At 55.7% G+C, this 22,470-nt stretch carries 22 protein-coding genes; 11 read left to right on the plus strand and 11 right to left on the minus strand.

Translation table 11 applies throughout. The features are described from left to right. Positions 1 to 65: 65 nt before the first annotated feature. Genes ampD through LG198_RS05805 form a run of 4 tightly spaced genes read right to left on the minus strand, consistent with a single transcriptional unit; the run spans position 66 to position 3,804 of the window. Positions 66 to 632 carry a 1,6-anhydro-N-acetylmuramyl-L-alanine amidase AmpD gene (gene ampD, locus LG198_RS05790; RefSeq protein WP_230342289.1) on the minus strand — a complete coding sequence of 189 codons (567 nt, stop codon included), beginning with the start codon at positions 630 to 632 and terminating at the stop codon, positions 66 to 68. A gap of 6 nt (positions 633 to 638) precedes the next feature. Next, positions 639 to 1,997, minus strand: coding sequence for a sigma-54-dependent transcriptional regulator (locus LG198_RS05795; RefSeq protein ID WP_230342235.1), 1,359 nt, complete (start codon positions 1,995 to 1,997; stop codon positions 639 to 641). Beyond that, positions 1,994 to 3,589, minus strand: coding sequence for a sensor histidine kinase (locus LG198_RS05800; RefSeq protein ID WP_230342236.1), 1,596 nt, complete (start codon positions 3,587 to 3,589; stop codon positions 1,994 to 1,996). Before LG198_RS05800 ends, LG198_RS05795 begins: the two co-directional genes overlap by 4 nt. After that, entirely contained in the window at positions 3,586 to 3,804 is a 219-nt protein-coding gene (locus LG198_RS05805) for a PP0621 family protein (RefSeq protein WP_230342237.1), read from the minus strand. Before LG198_RS05805 ends, LG198_RS05800 begins: the two co-directional genes overlap by 4 nt. Before the next feature lie 146 nt (positions 3,805 to 3,950). On the opposite strand from LG198_RS05805, the gene LG198_RS05810 reads away from it, so the two are divergent. From LG198_RS05810 to LG198_RS05820, 3 genes are read left to right on the plus strand one after another with little or no spacing between them, the layout of a single operon-like run. Continuing rightward, a complete protein-coding gene (locus LG198_RS05810; protein ID WP_230342238.1) occupies positions 3,951 to 4,541 on the plus strand; it encodes an RNA polymerase sigma factor in 591 nt (196 codons plus the stop codon). Further along, on the plus strand, positions 4,538 to 4,912 hold the full coding sequence (locus LG198_RS05815) for a DUF3619 family protein (RefSeq protein ID WP_230342239.1): 375 nt from the start codon (positions 4,538 to 4,540) through the stop codon (positions 4,910 to 4,912). The genes LG198_RS05810 and LG198_RS05815 overlap by 4 nt, the downstream gene beginning before the upstream one ends. Then, positions 4,894 to 5,328, plus strand: coding sequence for a DUF3106 domain-containing protein (locus LG198_RS05820; protein ID WP_230342240.1), 435 nt, complete (start codon positions 4,894 to 4,896; stop codon positions 5,326 to 5,328). Before LG198_RS05815 ends, LG198_RS05820 begins: the two co-directional genes overlap by 19 nt. Positions 5,329 to 5,473: 145 nt before the next feature. Here LG198_RS05820 and lptG read toward each other — a convergent pair whose 3' ends face one another. Then, complete coding sequence (gene lptG / locus LG198_RS05825) at positions 5,474 to 6,544, minus strand: LPS export ABC transporter permease LptG (RefSeq protein WP_230342241.1); 1,071 nt, start codon at positions 6,542 to 6,544, stop codon at positions 5,474 to 5,476. A gap of 6 nt (positions 6,545 to 6,550) precedes the next feature. After that, the gene (lptF, locus tag LG198_RS05830; protein ID WP_230342242.1) at positions 6,551 to 7,636 is read right to left on the minus strand and encodes an LPS export ABC transporter permease LptF; all 1,086 of its coding nucleotides are present in this window, start codon (positions 7,634 to 7,636) and stop codon (positions 6,551 to 6,553) included. Positions 7,637 to 7,733: 97 nt separating this feature from the next. Between lptF and LG198_RS05835 the strand changes: the two genes are divergently transcribed. The 3 genes from LG198_RS05835 to LG198_RS05845 are packed head-to-tail and all read left to right on the plus strand — an operon-like array spanning position 7,734 to position 10,220. Then, positions 7,734 to 9,224, plus strand: coding sequence for a leucyl aminopeptidase (locus tag LG198_RS05835; protein WP_230342243.1), 1,491 nt, complete (start codon positions 7,734 to 7,736; stop codon positions 9,222 to 9,224). A gap of 6 nt (positions 9,225 to 9,230) precedes the next feature. Then, the gene (locus tag LG198_RS05840) at positions 9,231 to 9,659 is read left to right on the plus strand and encodes a DNA polymerase III subunit chi (RefSeq protein ID WP_230342244.1); all 429 of its coding nucleotides are present in this window, start codon (positions 9,231 to 9,233) and stop codon (positions 9,657 to 9,659) included. A 15-nt stretch (positions 9,660 to 9,674) separates the two neighbouring features. Then, positions 9,675 to 10,220: a hypothetical protein gene (locus tag LG198_RS05845; protein ID WP_230342245.1), complete on the plus strand. Its 546-nt coding sequence runs from the start codon at positions 9,675 to 9,677 to the stop codon at positions 10,218 to 10,220. On the opposite strand, the gene gcvH is transcribed toward LG198_RS05845, so the two are convergent. Next, positions 10,217 to 10,588, minus strand: a complete 372-nt coding sequence (gcvH, locus tag LG198_RS05850) for a glycine cleavage system protein GcvH (RefSeq protein WP_230342246.1) — start codon at positions 10,586 to 10,588, stop codon at positions 10,217 to 10,219. The two genes, LG198_RS05845 and gcvH, sit on opposite strands and share 4 nt — an antisense overlap. A gap of 180 nt (positions 10,589 to 10,768) precedes the next feature. Between gcvH and pbpG the strand changes: the two genes are divergently transcribed. Next, positions 10,769 to 11,785, plus strand: a complete 1,017-nt coding sequence (gene pbpG / locus LG198_RS05855; RefSeq protein WP_230342247.1) for a D-alanyl-D-alanine endopeptidase — start codon at positions 10,769 to 10,771, stop codon at positions 11,783 to 11,785. Between the two features lie 69 nt (positions 11,786 to 11,854). Here pbpG and topA read toward each other — a convergent pair whose 3' ends face one another. The 3 genes from topA to LG198_RS05870 form a co-directional block, all read right to left on the minus strand. Then, positions 11,855 to 14,386 (minus strand): type I DNA topoisomerase, encoded by a 2,532-nt coding sequence (topA, locus tag LG198_RS05860; protein WP_230342248.1) that lies wholly within the window; start codon positions 14,384 to 14,386, stop codon positions 11,855 to 11,857. Positions 14,387 to 14,506: 120 nt separating this feature from the next. Next, entirely contained in the window at positions 14,507 to 15,418 is a 912-nt protein-coding gene (gene ttcA, locus LG198_RS05865; protein WP_230342249.1) for a tRNA 2-thiocytidine(32) synthetase TtcA, read from the minus strand. Positions 15,419 to 15,428: 10 nt separating this feature from the next. Then, positions 15,429 to 16,181 (minus strand): pteridine reductase, encoded by a 753-nt coding sequence (locus tag LG198_RS05870; RefSeq protein ID WP_230342250.1) that lies wholly within the window; start codon positions 16,179 to 16,181, stop codon positions 15,429 to 15,431. Between the two features lie 57 nt (positions 16,182 to 16,238). On the opposite strand from LG198_RS05870, the gene LG198_RS05875 reads away from it, so the two are divergent. After that, on the plus strand, positions 16,239 to 17,399 hold the full coding sequence (locus LG198_RS05875) for a class I SAM-dependent methyltransferase (protein WP_230342251.1): 1,161 nt from the start codon (positions 16,239 to 16,241) through the stop codon (positions 17,397 to 17,399). 29 nt (positions 17,400 to 17,428) lie between these two features. Next, the gene (gene trmB, locus LG198_RS05880; protein ID WP_230342252.1) at positions 17,429 to 18,145 is read left to right on the plus strand and encodes a tRNA (guanosine(46)-N7)-methyltransferase TrmB; all 717 of its coding nucleotides are present in this window, start codon (positions 17,429 to 17,431) and stop codon (positions 18,143 to 18,145) included. Here the strand turns inward: trmB and yihA are convergent. Then, the gene (gene yihA / locus LG198_RS05885) at positions 18,104 to 18,727 is read right to left on the minus strand and encodes a ribosome biogenesis GTP-binding protein YihA/YsxC (RefSeq protein ID WP_230342253.1); all 624 of its coding nucleotides are present in this window, start codon (positions 18,725 to 18,727) and stop codon (positions 18,104 to 18,106) included. The two genes, trmB and yihA, sit on opposite strands and share 42 nt — an antisense overlap. A gap of 601 nt (positions 18,728 to 19,328) precedes the next feature. Between yihA and LG198_RS05890 the strand changes: the two genes are divergently transcribed. Both LG198_RS05890 and ccsB read left to right on the plus strand, forming a co-directional pair. After that, complete coding sequence (locus LG198_RS05890; protein WP_230342254.1) at positions 19,329 to 21,260, plus strand: cytochrome c biogenesis protein ResB; 1,932 nt, start codon at positions 19,329 to 19,331, stop codon at positions 21,258 to 21,260. Between the two features lie 37 nt (positions 21,261 to 21,297). After that, positions 21,298 to 22,443, plus strand: coding sequence for a c-type cytochrome biogenesis protein CcsB (gene ccsB, locus LG198_RS05895; RefSeq protein WP_230342290.1), 1,146 nt, complete (start codon positions 21,298 to 21,300; stop codon positions 22,441 to 22,443). The last annotated feature ends 27 nt before the right edge of the window (positions 22,444 to 22,470 follow it).

Below are 22,470 nucleotides of genomic sequence, written 5' to 3' on the forward strand. Positions count from 1 at the left end.
TTAACGCTGCTGTTTTAAGAGCAACTCTGTTGCTTCATGCTTTAAATTCAGCAGTCTATACCGGATTAACCATTTTTTGCCATATCCAGCTTGAGGCCGGCCAGCATTTTCCAGTTGAAATGCGGGCCTGGGTCAGTCTTGCGGCCTGGCGCGATATCGGAGTGTCCGACGATATCGCGGATGGGGTAGTGCGAAACTAATAGCTTGAGCAAGGCTTGCAGCACTGTGTATTGGGCCGTGGCGAAGGGTTCGAAATCGCTGCCTTCCAGTTCTATGCCAATGGAAAAATCATTGCAGCGCTCACGGCCCTGCCAGCTTGATACGCCGGCATGCCAGGCGCGGGCCTCACAGGGGACGAACTGTTGCAGGGCGCCATCACGCCGGATGACGAAATGCGAGGACACCCGTAGCTGGTGAATTTCCGCGTAATAGGGATGCGCATGCGGATTCAGGCGGTTGGTGAATAGCTCGCTGATGCCTGGGCCGCCGTATTTTCCCGGTGGCAGGCTGATGTTATGGATGACGATCAGGCAGATTTCGCTACCCGCTGGGCGTGCGTCGAAGTTTGGTGAGGCGATGAATTCGGCTTCTGCCACCAGGCCTTGCTGGTCAATCGAAAGCGCCTGATCCATCGGCATTCAGTCGTTGTCCTTGCTGAGCCCGAGCTTGCTCAGACGGTAGCGGAAAGTCCTGAAGCTGACGCCCAGCAGCTTGGCTGCCGCAGTCTTGTTGTGCTGGGTTTTCTCCAAGGCATTGAGGATGGCTTGCTTTTCCAGTTGCTCCAGGTAATCGGGCAATGGCAGGCCTTCATCTTCAAGCAGCAGCCCGGGAGAACTGCTGCCGGTGGAGTCTTGATCCAGCAGGAGATCATCCGCTGTAATGCTGGCGTCGTCACACAGGGCCAGTGCGCGTTCGAGTACATTTTCCAGTTCGCGCACATTGCCCGGGAAGCTATGTCTTGCCAGCATCTGGCTGGCTTCGGGCGATATTGTTGGGATGGCGCGCCCTTCTTCACGGCATTGCTTGGCAAGCAGCGCGTTGACCAATAGCGGAATATCTTCCTGCATTTCGCGCAGCGCGGGCATCTTGAGTTCAATCACATTGAGGCGATAGTAAAGATCCTGGCGGAACTCGCCCCGTTCCATGAGCACGGCCAGGTTTTTGTGCGTGGCGCTGATGATGCGGACATCCACGCTTTCCTCTTGTGTGCCGCCGACCATGCGCACTTTCTTTTCCTGGATCGCGCGCAGCAGCTTGACTTGCATTGCCAGCGGCAGGTCGGCAACTTCATCCAGGAACAATGTGCCGCCCTTGGCGGCATGGAACATGCCTTCCTTATCATGGGTCGCGCCCGTGAATGCGCCTTTCTTATGGCCGAAGAACTCGCTTTCCATGAGGTTTTCCGGAATGGCGCCACAGTTGACGGCAATAAAAGGTTCATCCCGGCGCGAGCTATTCTGGTGGATGAGCCTTGCCGCCAGTTCCTTGCCGCTGCCGGATTCGCCGCTGATATACACAGGCGCCTGGCTGCGCGATAGTTTTTCTATCATGCTGCGCACCTGCCTGATGGCCGCGCTGGTGCCTATCATGGTCAATGTGTCATTGGCAGTATCGGTTTGCCCGCTTGCCGATAATTTGAGCGCCGACTGCACCAAGGGGCGCAATTGCTTGAGCGAGATGGGTTTGGTGAGGTAGTCGAATGCGCCTGCCTTGAGCGCGGAGACGGCATTTTCCGCGCTGCCATAGGCGGTAATCACCGCGACCGGCAGGCCTGGGTATTGCTGAGCGATATGCTTGACCAGGTCCAGGCCGCTGCCATCGGGCAGGCGCATGTCGGTCAGGCATAGGTCATATTGGGTGTTTTCAAGCAGGTGGCGGGCTTCAGTGAGGTTGCTCGCGCTGTCTGCGCGGATATCCATGCGTTCCAGGGTGAGTACCAGGAGTTCGCGGATATCGGTTTCATCATCGACGACCAGGCAGGCGGGAAAAGCACTCATGCAGATTCGGTTTTCTCGAGGTGGATAACAAATGCGCAACCTTGCGCAACGGCAACATGCTCTATGGTTGCCCCGTTAGCTTCGCATAGTTCTCGTGCGATATAAAGGCCAAGCCCGGTGCCAGTACTCTCTGTCGTGAAGAAAGGCTCGAACAGGTGGGCAAGGGCGCTTTCGGGAATGCCGTTGCCGTCATCGCGGATTTCGATCAGCCATTGCTGCGGCTCGCTGCGCAGCGACAATGTCAGGCTGCCATCACGTTGCCGGCTATGACGCCAACCATTGCGGCACAGGTTCCACAGCACCTGGTGCAGGTGTCGGTGATCGAAGGTGATGGTGGGTTCCAGGTCCTCCGTGTCCAGCACAAATCCTTGCGGAGGGATTTTCTCCACCTGGTAGAACTGGTCATGAAATTCGCGCAGGAAGTCGGCCAGGCGGATTTCCTGCTGCTTGGTGCGGTCGCGCCGGTTGAGTTCCAGTACGTCCTTGATCATCTGCTCCATGCGCTGCACATTGTCGCTGATGATCTGCAGCATGCGCTGGCTGGCGGGATCATGCGACTCGTCTTCCTGCAAGAGCTGGGTTGCGTGGCTGATGGCGCTCAAGGGGTTGCGGATCTCGTGGGCGATATTGGCTGTCAGGCGGCCAAGCGCTGCGAGCTTGAGTTGCTGTGCCTGGGTTTGCAGCTGGCTCCAGTCTTCGATAAAGACCACTGTCCCTTGTGCATAGCTGCCACCGACCGGCATGAGCTTTAGCCGCAAGTCCCGCTTGATCAGGCTGAGCTTGATCAAGCCTTGCTGTTTGCCCTTGCCATGCTGTTGCCAGTGTTGCAATAGCTCGGCCAGCTCTGGTGCATATTCTTTTAATGGCTGGTTATTGCGGGCATTGGCTTCAGTCCCCAGAAGAAAATCCGCCTGCCGGTTTCGATGGCGTAGGATGAGCGCATGGTCCACTACCAGTACGCCGTCGTCCATTTCCTGGGTAATCAGCTGGTTGACCTGGGCAAGGTTTTCCAGGTCGATGCCACGTTGCGAGGCGAGCTGGGCATGCAGGCTGGCCCGTTTGCTAAAGCTATGTGCCAGCCAGGCAGTGGCAAAACAGCTGATGCTTAGCATGGCGGCGTGGGAGTAATCGCCGAAACTCTCGTTCCAGAGCAACATCTGGTAGGACTGTTCCAGCAATAGCCCTATGCTGGCAATAGCGGCATAAAACAACGCCAACCGCCCCTGGCTGATCAGGCTGGCGGCCGCAATCGTGATGATCAGCAGCAGTCCCAGGCCGCTTTTGATGCCGCCACTGGCATACATGAGCAGAATGATAAAGCCAATATCGACCAGAGTAAGCAGGGAAAGCTGGTGGCCGAAGCTGGGTCTGCGTAGGATATTCAGGCATACGGCCAGGCCGCCGAAGCCCAGGTAAGCCAGAGAGAGGCTGAGGTATAAGGTGGGGTTATAGTTAAGCCAGATGGGGGTATCCTGCAACAGGAAATAGGATGCGAGGAAAATAATGCCAAGCAGGACGCGGTAAACACCGAACAGTGCGAGCGGGCGCCAGAAGTCCGGGCCATTGATGCCTGCGGCATACTGCTGGTTCATGGCTGGTGTTGCTGGCGGTGCGTCTCTGAACAATAGTGCAGTGCCCCGCTCTTGATGCTCTCACTTCTGGGCAGATGTAGCTGGCAGTGTGCGCATTGCACCATGTCTTCGGGTTTTTCGCGTGATTGTGGTTTTTGATCCACGCTGGAGCGATAGCGTTTGAGGATGGTGTAGATTAACCAGAATACGATGGCTAGTAATAGCAGTTTCAGCATGATGCCTGACAGGTAGGTGGGAGATGGGGTTGATTGTAGCTAAAAGCGGCCAAGGTAACAAAATCAAACCTGTTATACTCAATAAACAGGCTCTAGTTCATGCGTGGCGCGGCACTAAATGCAATCACAAGCATCCAATCACCTTCATGGCAAGCACACAGGAACTTTCCAATTTTCTAGCGCAAGTTGAACGTCGGGCATTCAAGCAGACGGCATATGCCGTGCGTGACGATCATGCTGCCATGGATATCGTACAGGATGCCATGCTCAAGCTGGCAGAAAAGTATGCAGGCCGCCCTGTGGAAGAGTATCCCATGCTGTTCCAGCGCATCTTGCAGAACACGATGAAGGACTATTGGCGCCGGCAGAAGGTACGCGGTGTCTGGACCACATTGCTTTCTTCGCTTGGCGTAAGCCATGACGACGATGACGAGCATGATCCGCTGGAAACCATGCCTTCGCAAAATGGACACGACGATCCCGAAGTGCAGTATGAGCAGCAGCAAACCATCGCGATTATCGAAACAGCAATAAAAAATCTGCCAGCGCGTCAACGAGAAGCATTTATCATGCGTTACTGGGAAGATATGGATGTTGCCGAAACCGCTGCAGCAATGGGCTGTTCGGAAGGCAGCGTCAAGACGCATTGTTCTCGCGCAGTCCATTCCTTGGCTGCAGCGCTTGAAAAATACGGTTTTGCTAAAGAAATGCTCGACAAGGTTGGGGGCGAGCGATGAATCAGGAACAACAATTTGCAAAAGAGATCGTCCGGCGACTGGACGAAAATACAGAAAAACTAAGCCCGGAGGTGACCGAACGCCTGGCTGAAGCGCGCCGACGAGCGGTGGCCGCGATGGCTGCCAATTCGCGCAGCCGTTTGCATATGGGAAATGGTTTTGTGGCATTGCTTGCCGGCTATTTCCTGCAACATCAACGCGCTTTATCAGCGGCGGCCCTGGCAGGGGCTGTCTTGTTTACATTTATAGCGACCCAGCAATTGACAGGCCATGGCGGCGCCGAACATGGCGATGCCTTTTTGCTGGCTTCTGAACTCCCCCCCGAGGCATATCTTGATAAAGGTTTTTATTCATGGCTAGAGCAGCAATAGCAGCTGGTCTGTTATTGCTTGCTTTCACGGCGGCTGCCGAGACAGAATCCAATGAGCCGGGCTGGGCCCAGCTTACCGAAAGCCAACGCCAGGTGCTGGCCCCGCTTGCACAGGAGTGGGATATCCTGCGTCCGTGGCAGCGGGAGAGGATGCTGGATATTGCGCGCGACTATTCCAAGATGACACCTGAGCAACAGCAGCGTGTGCAAAGGCGTTTGACCCATTGGAGCCGCATGACGCCCTACGAGCGGGAGAATGCGCGTAAGAAGTACCAGGCATACCAGAACCTGTCGCCCGAGAAGAAAGCCGAGTTGCGCAAGAAATGGCAAGAATATCAACGCTTGCCCGAGTCCAAGCGCGAAGCACTGCGCCGCGAGAACCCGGAAATTGGTACCGACCTGGAAGACCTGGATTGATTTAGAGTCGCTAACAAAACCCTTCTGGCGTTGTTGCTCTGCCTTGCCGTACCACTTGTACTGCCTGCGGCAGATCGCCTAGCCAGAATCGCTTCGCTGAGTTTTGTTAACGGCTCTTATATCTCGTGGCAGTCTTTCCTGCCTGCTATCTACGTTCCACCCAGTACAGCATGAAGATGCCTGCCGCCATGAACAGCAGTGTGGGCACCACGGCGCTGAACAGCGGCGACCAGTCGTTGAGCAGCCCCAGGTGCACGAACACCCGGTTCAATACCTGATAGACGATCCCCAGCATGATGCCGGCGAAAATTTTGGTGCTCGCCGTGCCTGAGCGCTGCTGCAGGAAGCCGAACGGCAGTGCCAAAATAACCATGACCAGGCAGGCCAGCGGATAAATCATCTTTGACCAGAGCGCAATCTGGTGGCGCGAGGTTTTCTGCTTGTTGCTTGTCAGGTGGTTGATATAGAAATAAAGGTTCCAGGCCGACATTTTTTCCGGCACCACCAACAGCACATTCAGCAGTTCCGGGCGGATCAGCGATTGCCAGGTGGCTTCCTGGAGGAAGCTGGTCCGTATTTTCTGCTCTTCAAAGTGGGTTTGCGTTACCTGGCGCAGGCTCCAGTTCTTGCCGTCAAAGCGGCCATCCTTGGCATCGCTGATGGTGCGCAAGCGAAACTCGTTGTCAAACTCGTAGATGTGGATGTTCATGAGCGTGGCATCCGGCATGACATCCTGCACATTGACGAAGCTGGTGCCGTCCTTGACCCACAAGCCGGAACGGAAATCCTGTGCAACGACGGAATCCGTGGCCTGGATACGGATGCGCTGGGCGGATTTCTCGCTCAGGGGCGCGATCAATTCACCCACCACAAAAGTGAGGATGGCAAAGATCAGCCCTACCCGCAGCAGTGAAAATGCGATCTTGCGGATGGAAATGCCGCTGACGCGCAGAATAATCAGTTCTGAATAGCGGGAGAATTGGCCAAGCGCATACATGGTGCCGACCAATACCGCCACCGGTACAACCTCATAGACATGCCCCGGCGCGCTGAGCAATACGTAGAGCAGCACCTTGCTGATGCCGTAGCTGCCCTTGCCCAGGCTTTCCAGCTCCTGGATCAGGTCAAAGAAGGAGAACATGGCCAGCAGCGCCAGCATGATCAGCATGATGCTGGAGATGATTTCCTGGGAGAGGTAGCGGTTGAGTAGTTTCATCGCGGGTTACTTACGCCATAGACGTGGCAGGAACGGCAACTGGAACAGGCGGCGATAGAACATCCAGAACGTCAACAGCAGGAAGAATGCATGCACCGGCCACAAGCCGATGATGGGTGAAAGCTTGCCCTGCGCCAGCCAGGCTTGCATGATGCTGAGCAGATTGTTGTAGACGATATAAATCAACAGGGCCAGCATCAGGTTGGCTGAACGCCCGGAGCGCGGGTCGACAAAGCTCAGGGGAATGGCGAGCAGGATCAGTACAAATGCCGAGATCGGGATAGCCAGCCGCCATTGCAGTTCGGCATTGCTGTCAGGGCTATGTTCCTGAAAAAGCTCCAGGCTGCTTCTGGATTGGGTGTTGGGTAGTTGTTGCTGTACCTCGGCAGGTTCGATGCGGATGGCATAGCGCTCGAATTCGGTAATGGAATACTCTGCGGTATGGGGCGTGCCTTCATAGCGGCGGCCATTCTGCATGACCAGGAAATTGTCATCATTTTCCGCAGTTTCGCGATGGCCGCGCGCGGCGACGATGATGCCCAGTTTCTGGTGCTGCATGGACTGCACGAAGATATTCTTGACGATATTGCCCAGCTCATCAAAGCTTTCCACGAAGAAAACGCGGTCGGCCTGGCGGGATTCCTTGAATACGCCAGGGCTGATTGAGGCCAGCTCATCACGACTTTTCAGCTGGTCGCGGAATTCGGCGCCCTTGTTGGTGGCCCACGGCGTGACAAACAGACTCAGGAATGCAATCAGGACAATCACGGGCAGGCCGAAAGTCAGCACCGGGCGGATCCAGCTGGACAGGCCCTGGCCAGAGCTGAACCACACGACCATTTCGCTATCCCGGTGCCAGCGTGATAATGTCAGCAGCACGGCGAGGAACAGGGTGAGGGACAGCATCATCGGCAGGAACTTCAGCATGCTGAAGCCCAGCAGGGTGTTGATGGCATCGCTGGCAAGGCTGCCCTTGGCCGCGACACCGATGTAATATGCTACGCGCTGGGCGATGACAATGCCGAACAGCACCAGAAAGCCGCCAATGGCAGTGCTGACTAGCTCTTGCAGTAGTGAACGTTTGAAGAGCATATTAGATGGGACAGTGGTTCAAATTCGGCAATTGAGGTTGATTTACCGCAAAAACGCGGGATAATTCAAGAGGCTTAAATTTTAAGGATATTAAGGAATGGAATTTAGCATAAAAAGCGGTAATCCGGAAAAACAGCGTAAAGATTGCGTTGTAGTCGGGGTGTTTGAAGCGCGCAAGCTTTCTGCCGCAGCAGAGGCGCTGGATCGTGTATCCGATGGCTATCTCGGCAATATTCTGCGTGCAGGCGATCTTGACGGCAAGCCGGGCTCTACCTTGCTTTTGCATTCCGTTCCCGGTGTATCTGCTGGCCGCGTACTGCTGGTTGGCCTGGGCAAGGAGCGCGAGCTTAACGAGCGCGCGTATCGTCAGGCATTGCGTGCTGCCATCAAGGCTTTGGGCAGCCTGGATGTGGGTGATATTGCCACTTTCCTCGCTGAAGTTCCCGTGAAGAAGCGCGATGTCAGCTGGCGTGTTGCTCAACTGGTGGAGGTGGCGGAAGACAGCGTTTACCGCTTTGACCGTTTCAAGAGCAAGCCAGCGCACAGCAAGAAGGGCATTGCCAAGCTACAGGTGCATGTGCCGCAGCGCGCCGATGTTGCGGCTGGCGAGGATGGCCTCAAGCAAGGCCAGGCGCTGGCTTCCGGTGTCAGCTTTGCCAAGGATTTGGGCAACCTAGCGCCCAATTATTGTACGCCCACCTACCTGGCCGAGCAGGCCAAAGCCTTGGTCAAGAGCCATGGCTTGCAGGTCGAGGTGCTGGAGCAAGCCGATCTTGAAAAGCTGGGCATGGGCTCCTTCCTCGGCGTGACCAAGGGCAGCGTGCAACCGCCCAAGCTGATTGTGCTGCAGCACAAAAAAGGCAGGAAAAACCAGAAGCCGGTGGTACTGGTGGGCAAGGGGATTACGTTCGATACCGGCGGCATCTCGCTCAAGCCGGGTGCTGACATGGACGAAATGAAGTACGACATGTGCGGCGCAGCCAGCGTGCTGGGTACGTTCAAGACGATTGCCGAGCTCGGTTTGCCGCTCAACGTGGTAGGCATCATCCCCACGTGTGAAAACATGCCGGATGGCAATGCAACGCGCCCGGGTGACGTGCTGACCAGTATGTCCGGCCAGACTATCGAGGTATTGAATACCGATGCAGAAGGCCGGCTGATTCTGTGTGATGCGCTGACCTACGCAGAGCGTTTCGAGCCGCAGGCCGTGGTGGATATTGCTACGCTGACCGGCGCATGCGTGATTGCGCTCGGCCATCATGCCAGCGGCTTGTTCAGCAACAAGGACAGCCTGGCGGAAGAACTGCTGGAAGCCGGTAACGAGGCGCAAGACCGTGCCTGGCACCTGCCGCTCTGGGATGATTACCAAGGCCAGCTCGACAGCAACTTTGCCGATATTGCAAACATCGGCGGCCGTGCAGGCGGCAGCATTACCGCTGCCTGCTTTCTGTCCCGCTTTGCCAAGAAGTATGACTGGGCGCACCTTGATATTGCCGGTACGGCATGGAAGTCGGGTAAGGAAAAAGGGGCTACCGGCCGCCCTGTGCCATTGCTGACTGAATTCCTCAAGCAGCGTGCCGGAAAATAAAGCGGCATGACCAGGGTAGATTTCTTCTTTAATGTGCAAAACAAGGCCATGCATGTAGCCAGCCTGAGCAGTCGTGCCACCCAGCGTGGCCGGAAGCTGATGGTGCTTGCCCCTACCCAGCAGGCGGCGGAACAGCTGGGCGTTTTTCTCTGGAGCAATCCGCCCACAGGTTTTCTGCCGCATTGCCACGCCACGCATCCTCGTGCGGCGGAAACGCCAGTGATCATAGACTGGCGCCATGATCCACTGCCGCACGACGATATCCTGATTAACCTGGATAGCCAGCATCCGCCTTTCTTCAGCCGGTTCAGGCGATTGATCGAGATTGTCGGCCTTGAGGAGGAAGACCGCGCCGCTGCGCGTGAACGCTATCGGTTCTATCGTGATCGTGGTTATGAAGTCAGGACATTTGATGTCAGTGGGGCCGCTTTATGATGAAAAGAGGTAGCCATGAGTGAGCAATCTCAAGATGAACTTGCCCTGGTGCTGCGCCGCATCAATGCGCTGAGCCGTCCGGCCCAGCCATCCGGGGGGAAGCCTATTGATGATATCCCTGTGTTGACTGACGTTTATGAGGGCGCGGATGCCTTCAGTGCTGTGGAGATCGAGCAGTTACTAGCGCCTTATTATGCCGAGAATGAGGATGCTGAGGCAGCAACGCAGAGTAGCCCAGAGCAGACGTTATCGCCCGAAGTGGATGAACAGCAAACGTCGGGAATCAAGTTTTTGCCAGCAGACGTGGATGAGGCAGCCAATGAACTGCCGCAGGAGCATCTGTTTTCCCATCCTGAGGCAGATAACCCGCAACTGATTCTGGCACGTCAGGAACTCGCCGAGGCGGTGATTGCAGATATGCAGCCCTTGATCTCGCAGGCGATCAAGGATGCCTTGGCGCAGGAGATACAAGCACTGGCTCCCAGGCTCAGTGCCGAAGTGGAGCAAGTGCTGGCCGACAGTTTGCGTGAACGTGTGATACAGGCGTTAAAGGGCGATTAACCCAGCAGGGCCTGGTATTCTGCTGCGCTTAACAGGCCGCTAGCTGCACCTGCCGGCTTGAATGAAAAAATCCAGGCCTCGTAAGGATGGTCGTTGATTTGTTCGGGTGTGCTTTGCAAGGCTTCATTGATGGCAACGACTGTGCCGTCCAGTGGGGAATGCAAGTCCGAACCGGTCTTGACTGATTCCACCAGGCCGCAAGGCTGGCCCGCATTGATTGTGCTGCCTGGTCGGGGAGCCTCGACATACACGATGTCGCCCAGCAAGTCCTGGGCATAGTCTGTGATACCAGCCAGCCAACTGCCGTCTTCATGCTGGCGTATCCATAGATGTTCAGCGGTATATTGCAGATTCTCTGGGATTTTCATGAAAAAACTCTGAAGATTATTATTTGGCTATTTTCGCATAAACTTGGCTGGGCGGTGCATCAGCATATTTTTTTACGGATCACTATTAAGAAAGTTTATAAACTTCCGTTGCTATGTTAATGACAAATCAAACTTTTTTAGATAATATTCTTCTCGACCATTGAACGGGGTGGGCGCGTCATGATTCGTAAAATTACATTATTACTGACCATGCTGGCATTATGCATGCCGCCAGCAGTGGCCTATGCTGCTGAGAAAAAGCCGCAAAAAGCGGCTGCGAGTAAAACCAAGGCCAGCAAGAAGGTAGTCGCAAAGAAAAAGAGCACGGCTGCCGTTGCCAAGAAAAATGAAGCCAGCGGCCGCATTATCAGCACCATTCGTTCCAACAGCGCAGTGGGTGCAGCCAGCCCCAGCGTTTTCAAGGACGATGGCACTGGCTTGCAGCTGGCTTCCAGCAAGGCGATGATTGTCAACCAGGATTCTGGTGAGGTGCTTTTTGCCAAAGGCATTGATCTTACTACCCCGATTGCCTCTTTGACCAAGCTCATGACTGCCATGGTGGTATTGGATGCCCAACTGGATATGGATGAGAAGCTCAAAGTGTCACGGGAGGATATTGATACTCTCAAGGGTACGGGTTCACGTATGCCAATAGGCGCGACATTGAGCCGGGCTGAAATGCTGCAGCTGGCACTGATGGCTTCGGAAAATCGTGCTGCTTCAGCACTGGGGCGGCATTATCCGGGTGGCCTGGATGCTTTTGTTGCCGCCATGAATGTCAAGGCAATACAACTCGGCATGCTGCACTCCCGTTTTGCGGACCCGACAGGGCTTAATAGCGCCAATGTTTCTACAGCCGAAGACTTGGTCAAGATGGTGCGTGCGGCTTATCAGTATCCTGAAATCCGCCATGTTTCAACGAGCACTTCGTATTCCGTGCCGGTCAACGGAGCGCGGGCGCCGCTGCAGTATGTCAACAGCAATGTGCTGGTGCGCAATAGCGACTGGGTGATTGGTTTGTCGAAGACGGGCTATATCAATGAAGCCGGGCGTTGCCTGGTGATGCAGGCGGAGGTCGGTGGGCAGCCGCTGATCATCGTATTGCTCGACTCGTTCAGCAAGAATGCACGGATAGGCGATGCCCAGAAAATTCGCAAGTGGATAGAAAGCAGTAACAGTCATCGGCATATCAGCTGATATGTGACGATTGAAGCAATAAAAAAAGCGGCTTTAAGCCGCTTTTTTTATTGCCACTCAGGAAGATGATTACTCACTGGTGGTTTTTTTACGCGTGGTTGCCTTCTTGGCTGTGGTTGTTTTCTTGGTGGCAGTCGTTTTTTTCGCAGGCGCTTTTTTCTTTGCCGGGGCATCCTTTGCGGCTTTAGCTGCCAGAAGTTCCAGCGCCTGTTCCACGGTCAGGCCTTCTGGCTCCTGGTCCTTGGGAAGCGTGGCGCGTAGCTTGCCATGCTGCACGTAAGGGCCGTAACGGCCAGAATAGATTGCGATATTGCCTGTGCCATCCGGGTGTTCGCCCAGTTCGCGAATGGGTGCTGGTCCGGAATTGGCTTGAGCCAGCAAATCGACAGCGCGCGTCATATCGATGTCGAACACGCTGTCGCTCTTGGGAATGGACTTGAACTTACCGTCGTGGTTGACGTAAGGTCCGAAGCGTCCGATATTGGCTACCACTTTCTTGCCGGTTTCAGGGTGCTGGCCCAGGTCGCGCGGCAATGCAATCAGCTTGAGTGCCGTTTCCATGTCCAAGTTTGTCGCGGGAATTTCCTTGGGAATGCTGACGCGCTTGGGTTTTTTCTTGCTGTCCGCCTCGGGCAGGCCAATTTGCAGGTAAGGGCCATAAGGGCCGTTGAGCAACAGGATGTCCTTGCCGCTTTCCGGTTCCTGACCGATCACGGTGGGCTCATTGCTGTTGGTGTTGGCACTCGGATTGCGGATGTAGTCGCACTCCGGGTAGCCGGAACAGCCGATGAACTTGCCGAAGCGCCCCAGGCGGGACTGTAGTGGCTTGCCGCATTTGGGGCAAGCTTCATCAAGCATTTCTACCCCGGGGCGTTCTACATTGCTTTTTTCATTGATCTGGTTATTGAAACCCTGCCAGAACTCATTGAGCACGGGAATCCACTCGCGCTCGCCTTCGGCAATATCGTCAAGCTCGTTTTCAAGATTGGCAGTAAAACCGTAGTCCACATAGCGAGTGAAATGCTCAGTGAGAAACTTGTTCACCACGCGGCCGACATCGGTGGGGGTGAAGCGTTTCTTGTCCAGCAGGACATATTCGCGATCCTGCAGCGTGGAAATGATGCTGGCATAGGTGGACGGTCGGCCAATGCCAAACTCTTCCAGTGCCTTGACCAGGCTGGCTTCCGAGTAGCGTGGCGGTGGCTCGGTGAAATGCTGGTCGCCGAATATTTTCTGTACGGCGAGCACCTCGCCAGTTTCCAGATGCGGGAGCTTGCTTTCGCCTTCTTCTTCCTCGTCGTCCACGCCTTCCATATAGACGGCGATAAAGCCCGGAAACACCAGGGTCTGGCCCGTGGCACGAAACAGGTTGGCTTCGCTGCCCACGGCGAGATCAATACTGACGGCATCGAACTTGGCCTGGGTCATCTGGCAGGCCAGTGCACGCTTCCAGATCATTTCATACAGCTTGAACTGCTCATCGGTCAAGAAGGCACGCAGGCTGGCCGGCGTGCGCGTGATATCCGTCGGTCGGATGGCCTCGTGGGCCTCCTGCGCGTTCTTGGCCTTGGTCTTGTACATGATGGGCGACCGCGGCAGGTAGTCGGCAGCGAAATTCTGCTTGATATAGCCGCGAATCTGCATCACGGCCTCGGCAGCGAGGCTGAAGCTGTCGGTACGCATATAGGTAATCAAGCCGACTGTGCCGCTGCCGATGTCGATACCTTCATATAGCTGCTGGGCAACGCGCATGGTGCGGCTGGTGGTGAAGCCGAGCTTGCGCACGGATTCCTGCTGCAATGTGGAAGTGGTAAACGGCGCTGCCGGGCTGCGGCTGCGTTGTTTCTTTTCAACGCGCGTGACGGTGGTCTTGCCTGCGCTGACGGCAAGCAGTTTGCCGACGATTTCCTGTTGTTGTTCCTGGTTGGTGACTGCGAATTGTTCAACCTTCTTGCCTTCGAGCTGCACCAGCCTGGAGTCAAATACATGCTGATGCTTGGCTGATTCAAGGTGGATAGTCCAGTATTCCTGGCTCTTGAACGCCTCAATCTCGAGTTCGCGTTCGACGATCAGGCGCAAGGCCGGGCTTTGCACGCGCCCGGCGGAAAGCCCACGGCGGATTTTCTTCCATAATAAGGGCGATAGATTGAAGCCGACGAGATAGTCGAGTGCCCGGCGTGCCTGCTGGGCATTGACCAGTGGCATGGAAATGTCGCGCGGTTGATCAATGGCGTTCTGCACCGCGTTCTTGGTGATTTCATGAAACACCACGCGTTTCAGCAGCTTGTCCTTGAGCAGCTTCTTGCTCTTGAGTATCTCGGCAATATGCCAGGAAATCGCCTCGCCTTCGCGATCCGGGTCGGTCGCGAGGTAGATGGCGTCGGCATTCTTCACTGCCTTGGCGATGGCATCCACATGGCGCGCATTGCGCTCGATCACCTCATACTTCATGGCGAAGTCCTGCTCGGGGTCGACGGCACCGGTCTTGGGAATCAGGTCGCGTACGTGCCCATATGAGGCCAGAACCTCAAAATCCTTGCCCAGATATTTTTTCAGGGTCTTGGCTTTGGAGGGTGATTCAACGATCAGCAGTTTTGACATGGACGCACGGTTTGTGGGATGCAGAGCGGCAGATGATAAGAGTAAATCGCCTACTGCACAAGAAAGCGCTGTAAATTTAGGTGCTTGCCGTCAGCGCTTTCTTGATGGGATGGAGGATGCTCAAGCGATATTGCGCTTGAACTCAATGCGCGAGCCTTCGCTGGAAACCAGGCTCAGTGCGGGATTGTTCTCTTTGTCGATATCGCCGAACAAGGGATCTTCGTCTTCAGGTTTGGTCTGCGACATATTCTTGAAATCATAGAGGTCGGTGTCGGCAAGATGGGAAGGTTCCACATTGCCGATGGCGCGGAAGATGTTGTTGACGCGGCCTGGCTGTTCGCGTTCCCACGCTTGCAGCATGTCCTTGACCTTCTGCCGTTGCAGGTTCTCCTGCGAGCCGCAGAGGTCGCAGGGGATGATGGGGAAGTTCATGCCGCGCGCATAGCTGGCAATATCCTTCTCGGCACAGTAGGCAAGCGGGCGTATCACCTGGAACTCGCCCTTGTTGGTGGCGAGCTTGGGCGGCATGGCTTTCATTTTCGCGCCGAAGAACATGTTCAGGAACAGGGTTTCCACAATATCGTCACGATGATGACCGAGTGCGATCTTGTTGGCGCCCAGTTCCTGTGCGGTGCGGTAGATGATACCGCGACGCAGCCGTGAACAGAGCGAGCAGGTGGTTTTGCCTTCGGGAATCTTCTCCTTGACGATGGAGTAGGTGTCGGCCTCGACGATGCGGTGCTCCACCCCAAGCTCTGCCAGGTAGGCTGGCAGGATATGCTCGGGAAAGCCTGGCTGCTTCTGGTCCAGGTTCATGGCAATCAGCTTGAAGTCCACTGGTGCCCGCTCCTGCAGTGCGAGCAGCAGCATGAGCATGGTGTAGGAGTCCTTGCCGCCGCTCATGCACACCAGGACGGTGTCGCCGTCTTCAATCATGTTGTAGTCGCCAATGGCCTTGCCTGTGGCGCTGATCAGGCTGTTGCGCAGTTTCAGGAAGCTGTTGGAAGCATCGTCGGGATAATGTTTGATCATGGTGGATATGTTAAAGATTGAGTGAGCGCCCGCCATCGACGGCAATCACGTGCCCGGTAATAAAAGGGGCATCCTGCAACAGGAAGCGCACGGCCTTGGCAACATCATCGCCTTCGCCTATACGTTTGAGCAGTGTTTGTGAGATGACGCGTTGACGGTACACCTCGTCGAATTGGGGATTGTCTTCCGGCCAAAGCACTGGCCCGGGCGCTACCGCGTTGACGCGTATCTCCGGGGCAAGCTCGTGCGCAAGCGACTTGGTGAGCGTGACCAGCCCGGCCTTGGCAACGCTATAGACGATATAGCCTTTCTTGGGCCGTTCCACATGCATATCGGTGATATTGATAATAGTGCCGTGGGTTTTCTTGAGCTCAGGTGCGGCGGCCTGTGACAGGAATAACGGTGCCTTGAGGTTGGGCCCGATCAAATCTTCCCATTGGTCTTCGTTGATGCTGCCCAGTTCGCTTGGGTAATAGCTGGAGGCATTGTTGATGAGAGCATCGAGCCGGCCAAAGTGGTGCACGGTTTCCTGCACCAGCTTGGGCAGTACGCTGAGCTTGAGCAGGTCGCCTTGCATGATGGCGACCGAGTTGGCACGCTTGAGGTTGAGTTCGGACTGCAAGGCGCGCGCTTCGCCATCGGAACTGCGATAATGGATCATGAGCCTGGCACCGCCTGCATGCAGCAAGCGGCAGATCGCGGCACCGACGCGCTTGGCACCGCCAGTGATTAAAATGACCTTGTTTTCCAGGGAGGAATCCACAAATGTTCCAGATCGCATCAAAGTTTGGGAATAACGCAGCATTATAATCCAAATACCATGAACATCTCTGCCTTGCCCATTCCCGATGCCGATGCGCTTGCCCATAGCGACAAGCTGCTTGAAATGATTGGTGAACATATTATTGCCTCTGGCGGCTGGATCAACTTCGCCCGTTATATGGAGCTGGTCTTGTATACGCCAGGCCTGGGTTATTACAGCGCTGGTGCGCAGAAGTTCGGCGAGGCGGGTGACTTTGTCACGGCGCCCGAGATGACGCCGTTGTTTGGCCAGACGCTGGCGCAGCAGGTCATGCAGGTGCTGGCGCAAACCGGCGGCAGCGTGCTGGAATTGGGCGCCGGGCGCGGCAGGCTTGCCGCAGCGGTGCTGGAGGAAATGCAGCGGGCCGGTGCCTTGCCGGAACGCTACCTGATTCTTGAGGTAAGCGCAGACCTCAAATCCGTGCAGCAGCAATACCTGCGATCAGTGCTGGCACCGGCCTTATATGAAAGAGTTTCCTGGCTGGATGGTTTGCCTGAAAGTTTCACGGGCGTAGTGCTGGCTAACGAGGTGCTCGACGCCGTGCCTGTGCATTTGATACGCAAGGAGGGGGAAGGTTTGCAGGAGCTGGGCGTGGCCTTGCATGAAAATGGCTCGCTCATGCTGCGCCAGCAGCCATTGCTTGGCAGGCAGCTAGCCGGCCTGGCAGAAGAACTCGACTTGCCTGCAGATTACCAGACAGAAATAAGCCCCGCGGTGCGGGCGCTGGTTGCGAGCCTGGCGCAGTGTTTGCATCAGGGCGTGCTGCTATTGATCGACTACGGGTTTTCCCGCACAGAGTATTACCATCCACAGCGGGATCAAGGCACCTTGATGTGCCATTACCGTCATCATGCCCACACTGATCCCTTGCTTTACCCAGGCTTGCAGGACGTGACCGCCCATGTGGATTTTTCTGGGGTGGCAAAGGTAGGGCTTGAGCATGGCCTGCAGTTGCTGGGCTATTGCGGTCAGGCGCAATTCCTCATCAATTGCGGCATTACCGACCTCATGCTGCGTGTGCCGGCGGATAACCTTAAGCAATATGCGCCGCTGGCAAGTCAGGCGCAAAAGCTGTTGTCGCCTGCGGAAATGGGAGAGTTGTTCAAGGTGGTTGTGCTGGGCAAGGGAGTCGGCCCGCTCACTGGCTTTGTTCGCGGCGACCGCTCGCATGTCTTATAATCGCGGTTTTTTCAGTGGTTGAGTCAAGCATGGATCAAGACGCCTTAGGGCAGGATAACATCGGCAAGGAAGAGCTTGCGAAGCGCCCAATCCGCAGTTTTGTGCTGCGCCAAGGCCGGTTGACCCATGGCCAGCAGCGTGCCCTGGATGAGCTGATGCCAGTGTTCGGCGTGTCTTATGCGCCCGGCCTGCTGGACTTTGACGAACTGTTTGGCCGCAACAGCAGCCTGAAAATCCTTGAAATCGGTTTTGGCATGGGCGAAAGCACGGCCAGGATCGCTCAGTCGCAGCCTGACCGAGATTTTCTCGGGGTGGAGGTACATACGCCAGGGGTCGGCAGCCTGCTCAAGCAGATCGGCGAACTGGAGCTCAAGAACCTGCGCATTGTCCAGCATGATGCGGTTGAAGTCTTGCAGCACATGATTGCTGACGCCAGCCTGGACGGCGTGCATATTTTCTTCCCTGACCCTTGGCACAAGAAGCGCCATCACAAGCGCCGCCTGATCCAGGCCGGGTTTATCAAGCTGCTGTGCAGCAAGATGAAAGTAGGTGCTTACTTGCATGTGGCGACTGACTGGCAGGAGTATGCGGAATGGGTGCTGGAAATCCTGCAGCAGGAACCCTTGCTGGAGAATACGGCGCAGGATTATGCGCCCAAGCCGGATTACCGGCCGCTGACCAAGTTCGAGAACCGCGGCATCAAGTTAGGCCACGGCGTCTGGGACATCGTTTTCCGGCGTAAATAGCCAGCGCCCGATCACGGCCTCGGCTTCTTCTACGCCCTGTTTCTTCAGGCTGGAGAACAATTGCACGCTGCAATTGCCCCAGTTCGCCTCCAGCTCCTTCCTGACCTGTTGCAGTGTCTGGTTGGCTGCCTGGCGGGATAACTTGTCCGATTTTGTCAGCAGGACATGGATGGGTCTGCCGCTTGGGCTGTACCAGTCCAGCATCTGCCGGTCCAGCGGCGTCAATGGGTGGCGGCTGTCCATCACCAGTACCAGGCCGCCAATGCAAGGGCGTTGGCTTAAATAGGTGGCCAGGGTCAGTTGCCAATGTTTGCGCATGGCTTCCGGCACCTTTGCATAACCGTAGCCGGGTAAATCTACCAGGAAGCGATCATTGCCCAGGCTGAAAAAATTGATGAGCTGGGTGCGACCGGGCTGCTTGCTGACATAAGCGAGCCGGTTATGGTTGGCCAATGTATTCAAAGCACTGGATTTGCCGGCATTGGAGCGTCCGGCAAAGGCGACCTCAACTCCTGCAGGGGGTGGCAGGTCGCTCAGGTTGTGGGCCGAGATGTAAAAAGTGGCGTTTTGAAACAAGGGCATGGGAAGGGGCGGCCATTATCGGAAAGGGGAAAAATATTAGCACGAAGTAGGGTTTTTATATAGAATGCGACCCTATTCGCAGTAGGTGAAAAGATTGACCGGGCAGGCTTTTAGGTGCCTGTCTTGTGAGACGGGCCGGGAAGTTGGTTCGCTCTGACAACCAAAAGCCGGGTTCAAGCGTTAAGAGCCTGATCAACGTTTTTTTGTGGGGTACGCATGGCTTCAAAACGTGTCCGGTTAAGGCGCAGTCCGCAGGTGATGCTCATTGCCTCGCGAAGGACTGCAACGCGGAGCGGCGCGTTTTAAAACCATGCCCATCGGGTTGTCCCGGCAGTGCAGCTGCTGCTGTGTTGCAAATCCTCGCCGGGCAATTAGCCCGTCTGTGGTTTGCGCCTTGCATCACCTACACTGCCGGGACAACGTACTCCATAAAAAAACGTTGATCAGGCTCTAAGGGTGGCAATGGCCGCCCTTAACTTTTTATATCGCTGGGCTGGCAATTAGCAACAGGCATGATTGTCTCACCTCAAATTTTTTGAATGGTCTCGTTTTGAAATCGGTACAGTCCACCAGTCACAGATTATATGAATTGCTGAGTTCCATGCGTTTTGCAGTCAGCGTACTGGTTGTGCTGGGGATTGCTTCCATCATTGGCACCGTGCTCAAGCAAAACGAGCCTTATACGAATTACATTGTGCAGTTCGGCCAGTTCTGGTTCGAGTTCTTTGAGTTCCTGGGGCTGTACGATGTCTACCATAGCGGCTGGTTCCTGGTCATTCTGGTGTTCCTGGTGCTCTCTACCTCGCTCTGTATTTACCGCAATGCTCCGCTCATGCTGCGAGAACTGCGTGCGTTCCGTGAAAATGCCAAGGAAGTCTCCCTGCGCAGTTTCAGCCACAAGCATGAATACCACACGCCTTATTCCACCGAAGAAACCGCATCGCGCCTGGCGCAGTTCCTGTCTGCCCATGGTTTCCGTTACAAGACCGTGCTGCAGGATGATGGCGGCAACCTATTTGCCGCCAAGGCCGGCAGCTATCAACGATTGGGCTACATCCTCACGCATGCGGCCATCGTGATCATCTGCATCGGCGGCCTCATGGATGGCAACCTGGTGTTCAAGGCGCAAGAGCTATTGGGCTACAAGAAAATAGAAACCCGCGATATTCCCGAGCGCAAGGTGCCGCCGGAAAGCCGCATGACACCTGCCAATCTTTCGTTCCGCGCCAACATGACCCTGCCGGAAGGCGCGGGTGCCAATGCCGCCTTCATGCGGGTGCGCGATGGCTACCTGGTGCAGGACCTGCCATTCAGCATTGTGCTCAAGGCTTTCCGCATACAACATTACGATACCGGCCAGCCCAAGTCTTTCGAGAGCGATGTCATGATCATCGATCCCGAGCGTGAAGAGCCGGTGACGGCCACCATCAAGGTGAATCATCCCTTGATTTACAAAGGCGTTGCCATCTACCAGTCTGATTTCGGTGATGGCGGTTCCAGGCTGGATTTCAAGGTGTGGAACCTGCTGGGCAGCCATGCCGATACCATTCCCTTCACTGGCAGCGTGTTCAATAAATATAACGTGGCTGGCGGCAACAGCCCGCTGAGCGTTGAGCTGTCAGATTTCCGGCTATTCAATATCCTTAACCTTTCAACTGATGGCAAAGGCAAGCCGCGCAATGTCGGGCCCAATGTCACCTTCAAGGTGCGCGATGCCGAGGGGCAGGCACGCGAATATGTGAATTACATGAATCCGCTGCTGCTGGACGGTCGCCAATATTTCCTGTCAGGCATGCGTTCCATGCAGCAGGACAGCTACCGCTACTTGCGGATTCCCGCAGATGAAGATGGCGGCATGGAAGGTTATATGAACTTCAGGGCGGCGATGTTTGACCAATCCCTGTATCCAGACATTGTCCGGCGTGTTTCCCAACTGGCGCTGTCCAGCCACAGCGAGCTTGATCCTGAAGTCCGCAGCAAGTTTGAAGCCAGTGTGATGCAATTGTTGCAGGCATTCAGCCAGGGCGGATTCGGCAAGGTGGCCGAGATGATTGATGATGCCGTGCCAGAAGAACAGCGTGCCGGTGCGGCACAGGCTTACGTCAAGGTTGTCACCACTGCGGCCTTTGGGGCATATGCCATCAGCCGTGAGCGTGCGGGCCTGCCTCCCGCCGAGAATAGCGAAGCATTGCAGTTGTTTATTGAGGACAGTCTGCATGCGATCAGCGATAGTTTTCACTATGGTGCGCCGCTTTATTTGCAGCTCACGGGCTTTGAGCATCGGCAGTCCAGCGGGTTGCAACTGACACGCTCGCCGGGCAAAGTGCTGGTCTATTCGGGTTCGGTGCTGCTGGTGCTTGGAATTTTTTCCATGATCTATATTCGCGAGCGCCGTATCTGGCTACTGGTGAAGCCGGAAAACAATCGTGTGCTGTTTGCCATGTCGGCCAACCGCAAGAACCGCGATTTCGATATCGAGTTTGACAAAATGCGCGATAAACTCGCGCGTCTGCTGGAAAACCAGCAAGTGTGACGTCAAGTCACGTAACCGAAAGTCATTGAGGTCGATGATGAAAACTGCCTATATGGAAGATATGCCGGAACCACTGTTCAAGCGCCTGGGCTGGCTTGACTGGGGGTATTCGCTGCTGCTGCTGCTGGGTGCCTTGTTTGCATTCCAGCAATATGCCGAGTTTATGGATGCTTACGAAGTGGGCATCATGTTTGGTTCGGTAGCGTTGTTCAGCTGGCTGGGGTGGCAATGGAAGCCCATGCGCCCGTTGTTGTTGGGCATAGCCGGCATCAGCCTGTTCGCCATCCGCCTCTATGATGGCAGCCAGGCGAATGTCGAGCAGGTGTTCCTGCTCAAGTACCTATTTGCCAGCCAGTCCGCCGTGATGTGGATGAATGTGCTGTTTGTGCTCGCTATGCTCGCGTACTGGCTGGGCTTGCTTGCCCGCTCCGCGTTTGCATCCAAGGTCGGTTCCAGCCTGGTATGGTCCGCAGTGGTGATGGGCTTTGTCGGCCTGATGGTGCGCTGGTACGAGACCTACCTGATTGCGCCGGATGTCGGGCATATTCCCATCAGCAATCTTTATGAAGTCTTCATCCTGTTCTGCCTGATTACTGCGTTGGCTTATCTCTATTACGAAGGCCGTTATGCCACGCGCCAACTGGGCGGTTTTGTCCTGGTGGTCATCAATGCCGCTGTGGGTTTCATCCTCTGGTACACCTTTGACCGCCAGGCGTATGAAATCCAGCCGCTGGTGCCTGCGTTGCAATCCTACTGGATGAAAATCCATGTCCCTGCCAACTTCATCGGTTACGGCACGTTTGCGCTGGCGGCCATGGTGGGCGCTGCCTACCTCCTGGCGAGCAAAGGCATCCTGGCTTCGCGCCTGCCCAGCCTGGAAGTGCTGGACGACGTGATGTACAAGGCCATTTCAGTCGGCTTTGCCTTCTTCACGATTGCCACCATTCTTGGTGCCATGTGGGCGGCAGAGGCCTGGGGCGGATACTGGTCGTGGGATCCCAAGGAAACCTGGGCGCTGATCGTCTGGCTCAATTACGCAGCCTGGCTGCACCTGCGTTTGGTCAAGGGCTTGCGAGGCCCTATCCTGGCATGGTGGGCGCTGGTCGGCTTGCTGGTGACGACCTTTGCCTTCCTCGGCGTCAACATGTTCCTGTCTGGCCTGCATTCCTACGGCGAACTGTAAGGGCCTGTACATGCCATACAACAAAAA

The sequence above is a fragment of the Methylobacillus arboreus genome (genome assembly GCF_020532725.1).
GTDB classification, from domain to species: Bacteria; Pseudomonadota; Gammaproteobacteria; order Burkholderiales; family Methylophilaceae; genus Methylobacillus; species Methylobacillus arboreus.

Excerpts from the sequence above, each read along its gene's own strand:
- ampD (WP_230342289.1), bottom strand. The coding sequence starts at position 632 with ATGGATCAGGCGCTTTCGATTGACCAGCAAGGCCTGGTGGCAGAAGCC.
- trmB (WP_230342252.1), top strand. The coding sequence starts at position 17,429 with ATGGATCAAGACGCCTTAGGGCAGGATAACATCGGCAAGGAAGAGCTT.
- LG198_RS05890 (WP_230342254.1), top strand. The coding sequence starts at position 19,329 with ATGCGTTTTGCAGTCAGCGTACTGGTTGTGCTGGGGATTGCTTCCATC.
- topA (WP_230342248.1), bottom strand. The coding sequence starts at position 14,386 with ATGTCAAAACTGCTGATCGTTGAATCACCCTCCAAAGCCAAGACCCTG.
- LG198_RS05810 (WP_230342238.1), top strand. The coding sequence starts at position 3,951 with ATGGCAAGCACACAGGAACTTTCCAATTTTCTAGCGCAAGTTGAACGT.
- ccsB (WP_230342290.1), top strand. The coding sequence starts at position 21,298 with ATGAAAACTGCCTATATGGAAGATATGCCGGAACCACTGTTCAAGCGC.
- LG198_RS05820 (WP_230342240.1), top strand. The coding sequence starts at position 4,894 with ATGGCTAGAGCAGCAATAGCAGCTGGTCTGTTATTGCTTGCTTTCACG.
- gcvH (WP_230342246.1), bottom strand. The coding sequence starts at position 10,588 with ATGAAAATCCCAGAGAATCTGCAATATACCGCTGAACATCTATGGATA.
- LG198_RS05815 (WP_230342239.1), top strand. The coding sequence starts at position 4,538 with ATGAATCAGGAACAACAATTTGCAAAAGAGATCGTCCGGCGACTGGAC.
- yihA (WP_230342253.1), bottom strand. The coding sequence starts at position 18,727 with ATGCCCTTGTTTCAAAACGCCACTTTTTACATCTCGGCCCACAACCTG.
- LG198_RS05835 (WP_230342243.1), top strand. The coding sequence starts at position 7,734 with ATGGAATTTAGCATAAAAAGCGGTAATCCGGAAAAACAGCGTAAAGAT.
- pbpG (WP_230342247.1), top strand. The coding sequence starts at position 10,769 with ATGATTCGTAAAATTACATTATTACTGACCATGCTGGCATTATGCATG.
- LG198_RS05840 (WP_230342244.1), top strand. The coding sequence starts at position 9,231 with ATGACCAGGGTAGATTTCTTCTTTAATGTGCAAAACAAGGCCATGCAT.
- LG198_RS05800 (WP_230342236.1), bottom strand. The coding sequence starts at position 3,589 with ATGAACCAGCAGTATGCCGCAGGCATCAATGGCCCGGACTTCTGGCGC.
- LG198_RS05795 (WP_230342235.1), bottom strand. The coding sequence starts at position 1,997 with ATGAGTGCTTTTCCCGCCTGCCTGGTCGTCGATGATGAAACCGATATC.
- lptF (WP_230342242.1), bottom strand. The coding sequence starts at position 7,636 with ATGCTCTTCAAACGTTCACTACTGCAAGAGCTAGTCAGCACTGCCATT.
- lptG (WP_230342241.1), bottom strand. The coding sequence starts at position 6,544 with ATGAAACTACTCAACCGCTACCTCTCCCAGGAAATCATCTCCAGCATC.
- LG198_RS05845 (WP_230342245.1), top strand. The coding sequence starts at position 9,675 with ATGAGTGAGCAATCTCAAGATGAACTTGCCCTGGTGCTGCGCCGCATC.
- ttcA (WP_230342249.1), bottom strand. The coding sequence starts at position 15,418 with ATGATCAAACATTATCCCGACGATGCTTCCAACAGCTTCCTGAAACTG.
- LG198_RS05875 (WP_230342251.1), top strand. The coding sequence starts at position 16,239 with ATGAACATCTCTGCCTTGCCCATTCCCGATGCCGATGCGCTTGCCCAT.
- LG198_RS05805 (WP_230342237.1), bottom strand. The coding sequence starts at position 3,804 with ATGCTGAAACTGCTATTACTAGCCATCGTATTCTGGTTAATCTACACC.